General features: G+C 65.2%; 3 protein-coding genes and 1 pseudogene. All 4 read right to left on the reverse strand.

The window, feature by feature from the left end; all coding sequences use genetic code 11:
- Positions 1-58: 58 nt before the first annotated feature.
- Complete coding sequence (locus ABI660_RS23180) at positions 59-478, reverse strand: acyl-CoA thioesterase (RefSeq protein WP_348072578.1); 420 nt, start codon at positions 476-478, stop codon at positions 59-61.
- Between the two features lie 155 nt (positions 479-633).
- Entirely contained in the window at positions 634-1,623 is a 990-nt protein-coding gene (locus ABI660_RS23185) for a tripartite tricarboxylate transporter substrate binding protein (protein ID WP_348072580.1), read from the reverse strand.
- Positions 1,624-1,672: 49 nt separating this feature from the next.
- Positions 1,673-3,277, reverse strand: coding sequence for an indolepyruvate oxidoreductase subunit beta family protein (locus tag ABI660_RS23190; RefSeq protein ID WP_348072582.1), 1,605 nt, complete (start codon positions 3,275-3,277; stop codon positions 1,673-1,675).
- Between the two features lie 2 nt (positions 3,278-3,279).
- Positions 3,280-3,921, reverse strand: a pseudogene (locus tag ABI660_RS23195) (indolepyruvate ferredoxin oxidoreductase); the annotation flags it as partial.

Below are 3,921 nucleotides of genomic sequence, written 5' to 3' on the forward strand. Positions count from 1 at the left end.
TTTGCTCTTGGCCCACCCTATTTCTGAACGATGCACTTCGTACTTGAATCCGCCCTTGCTATTCGCAGAGACTGCGAATCTCAGACGGAATCGGCAGCGCGCGGATGGCTTCCGGGTTGTCGGTGCGGCGGCCGGCGAAGATGCGCACTTCATCGCATTCCATGATGGCTTCGCTGCCGCGCATGATGCGGTAACGCTGCACAAAACTTTTCTCGCGCCATTCCGGAATCGTCACCTGGATGTCCAGCATGTCACCGTAAGTCGCGGTGCGCAGAAAACGTGAATGCGTGTCCACCAGTGGCGTGCCGATCACGCCCATGGTTTGTTCGGTTTCCTGCCAGGACGGCACGCCGCACTGCACAAAGAAATTCCGCGAGGCGGCGTCTATCCAGCGGAAGAAATTGGGGAACCACACAATACGCGCCGGGTCGCAATCGCCGAATTCAACGCGTATGGTGTGGGTGATCTGTTTGCTCATGGCTGAATTATGTCGTCAAGGCACCGGTGTCACGTAAGGCACGGGACGCCTTTCTTGTTCAAGCTGGGGCCACGGAACCGGCTTAGCCGGGCCGTAGGCGCAGCGGCCCCCTCGGGGGGCAGGGCGCTACACGCAGTGAGCAACCGTGGGGGCCTTTAATCACCTTTAATGTTCCGCGCCTTGATCAGCGCCCCAAAACGCGTGCCGTCAATCGATGCGCGCATGTTGAAGTCGGCCGGCGACATCGGCGCGGGCACGCCGCCCAGGGCCAGAATGCGGTCTTTCACGGCCTGTGATCCGAGGATCTTGTTGATCTCGCTGTTCAGGCGGCTCACCACGGCGGGTGGCGTGCCGGCCGGTGCATAAAAGCCGAACCAGGTGTCGGCGTCAAAGTTTTTCAGGCCGGCTTCGTCCAGTGTGGGCACGTCGGGGAACAATGGCGAGCGCTTGGCGCTGCCTACGGCCAGCAGCTTGAGTTTGCCGGCTCTGACATGCTGCAGGCCGATGCCGGGGTCGAACATGAAGTCGAGCTGGCCGCCCAGCAGGTCCTGCATGGCGGGCGCCGCGCCGCGATAAGGCACGTGCACGGCAAAGGCGCCGGTCTGGCCCTTCAGCATCTCGGCCGCCAGGTGCGGCGAGCTGCCATTGCCGGGCGAGCCGAAGGACAGCTTGCCGGGGTGGGCCTTCATGTAGGCCAGGAACTCCTTGATGTTGTTGACGGGCAGGGTTGGCTTGACCTCCAGGAACACCAGGACGCGCGCGGCAGCCGCCACGGGCACCAGGTCCTTGGCGGGGTCAAAAGCCATTTTGGTGTACAGGTGCGGGTTGACAGAGACCATGCCGCCCGAACTCATGAGCAGGGTGTAGCCGTCGGCTGGCGCCTTCGCTACGGCTTCGCCGCCAATGTTGCCATTGGCGCCGCCGCGGTTTTCCACCACCACGGGCTGGCCCAGGACTTCGGCCAGCGGCACGCCAACGGCGCGTGCCAGCTGGTCGGCCGCGCCGCCGGGCGGGAAGTTGACGATGACTTTGACCGGCTTGGTCGGCCAGGGGGCGGTCTGGGCGTGGGCGGCAGGCAGCATGGCGCCCGCGGCAAGGGCCAGCGCAAGCAGGGCGCGGCGCTGCGGGTGGAAGGTGGTTTTCATGGTTTGTCTCCTTTTTTTGGGTTGATGGTCTGGGTGCGCGTGATGTGGATCAGGATGGCCTGGCGCGCGGCTTGCGGTGCGGGTTCTGCATCCAGCGTATGGGCTGGGCCTTGACCGGCCGTGCCGGTGCACCGTGCTGCACCAGGGTCTGGTCCAGCGCCTTGCCGGCTTCATCCGCCAGCGCGGCCTCGCGTGCCTGGGCAATCGCGGTGGCGCGTGACTCGTTCGATGCGAAGGATGCGCCGGTGGCCAGGTGCTCCAGCACATGCATCAGGTTGTCCTTGCCGCGCTCGTTGGTGCTGCCATACCCCTTGATCAGGCGGCCGCACAGCGCGATCTCGTGGCCGAGTTGCCAATCGGTCTGCGTGCCGCGCACCACGCCGTCCAGCCACTGCGTGATCAGCGTCTGTTCGGTGGCGTAGCGGCTACCGCGCACGCGCAGCCACTTCAGGCTGGCCAGCAGGCGCAACGAGAGCATGCCGAAGACCGAATGTGTGCCCACCTTGAGCGGCAGGGCCCAGGGCGCCTTGCCGCTCGCCACCCGCTTGCGGTCCCAGCGTGTCACGCGCGCGGCCAGGCTGGCCGGCAGCAGCGCGGCAAACTCTGCTGCGCCCGGCTTGAAGTGGTCGTAGACCTGCAGCAAATCATCGGCGCCGGCCTTGACTTCGCCGTGCACACGCTGCCAGCGGCTGGCGCTGCTTTTCAGGTCGGCCACGCGCACGATGTCGTCGAAAGCCATCCACAGTGCCAGCCAGCGCGCCATCTCGCGTGTGGTGGCGTAAGCCTGTGCGGCAGCGGGGTCGGCAAGCTGCTCGGCCCTCAGCACCCGCTGCAGGCGCTGCACATACAGGTCGGCGTAGTCGCGGTCCTGGTACTCCAGCATGCGCGCATGGCCCAGCGCCAGCATCTCGTGCACGGCAGGCGGGAAAATTTTGACCAAATCGACCTCCAGCCCCCGAACGGCGGGGGTGGGGCGCTCATCATTTGATAGCAATCCGGACACCAGGGCGGTCTGCGCCTGCTGGGCGGACACCTGGGCAAACGCGCAATCGAAGCCGCGCAGGCTGGCATCGGCCCCTTTGCCGCCCTGGCGAATCGCGTCTTCATACGCCTGGCGCACAAAGGGCAACAGGCCGCTGCCGGCGATCGCGCCCAGCATCACGGCGCTGACGACGGTGCCGCAGTCTTTGGCCATCTGTCCCATGTCGAAGACCTGGGTGGTGCGGCTTTGTGCGCCTATGGCCTGCAGCAGTGGCGCAGGGTCAGTGCGCCCGTCGCCGGGCACCACGCGCTCGGCGGTGGTCAGGGTGCGGCTCGTGGAGGTGATCACCAGGGTGCGCTGCGGCGAAGCCATGCCGTTGCCGACCTGGCGTGCAGTTTCCAGCAGCTCGGAGGAGATCACGCCATCGAGGGCGCCGGGCACCGGGTTCAGGCTGAACACCGGGCGCCTGCCGCCTAGTTCAGCCAGCGGCACCGGAAAAACTTCCAGGTAATAGGTGGTGGCGCCGGTGCGCTGGGCGACGCCGGGGATCGAGGTGCTTTGCGCCGCGTAGCCGCTGGCCAGCGCGATGTCGACCAGCCACTCGGTCAGCACGCCGCCGCCTTCGCCGCCAAGCGCGCAGATCAACAGCGTGATGGGTTTTTGTTGATTCATGTTCATGATGTTTGCAGTGCCCGTACGAAGGCGCCACGCACGCTGCCCAGCAGCCGCTCGTGCCATTTGGGGTTCTGGATGACTTCGGCGCGGTAAAACGAGGGGCAGAGCGTTGCCGCATGCGCATTGGCGCCGCACAGGCCGCAGCCGACGCAGCCGTCGATCACGGTGGCCACCGGGTCCACCTTGAGCGGGTCGGGGTTGTCTTTCAATGTGAGTGTCGGGCAGCCAGAGAGGCGGATGCAGGCATGGTCGCCGTTGCAGACATCTTCATCCACGCCGTATTTCACGCGCACCACGCGTTTGCCTTTTTTGAGCAGGCCGGCCAGCCAGGGCTTGATGCGGCGCTGGCGCTCCAGCTGGCATTCGCCCTCGGCAATGATGACCTTGAGCCCGTTAAAGTCGGTGGTGAAGGCTTCGTTGAGCGTCTGGCGCATCTCCTCCACATGGTAGGTGTGCACCGTGCGCAGCCACTGGATGCCCAGGCCCTGCAGGGTTTTTTCGATCGTGGTGTTGGTCTGCGTCAGGCTTTGCAGCTTGTCGGTCGCGTTGAACTTGGCGTCGTCACTTGGTGTCGAAATGATGTCCTGCGTGCCGGTGGCCGAGGTGTAGCCGTTCTTGAAGATCAGCAGCACCGCATCGTC

The sequence above is a fragment of the Polaromonas sp. genome (genome assembly GCF_039930745.1).
Classification (GTDB): Bacteria; Pseudomonadota; Gammaproteobacteria; order Burkholderiales; family Burkholderiaceae_C; genus Polaromonas.

Bases quoted from the DNA above. Each gene is read 5' to 3' on its own strand.
- ABI660_RS23180 (WP_348072578.1), bottom strand. From the start codon at position 478: ATGAGCAAACAGATCACCCACACCATACGCGTTGAATTCGGCGATTGC.
- ABI660_RS23185 (WP_348072580.1), bottom strand. From the start codon at position 1,623: ATGAAAACCACCTTCCACCCGCAGCGCCGCGCCCTGCTTGCGCTGGCC.
- ABI660_RS23190 (WP_348072582.1), bottom strand. From the start codon at position 3,277: ATGAATCAACAAAAACCCATCACGCTGTTGATCTGCGCGCTTGGCGGC.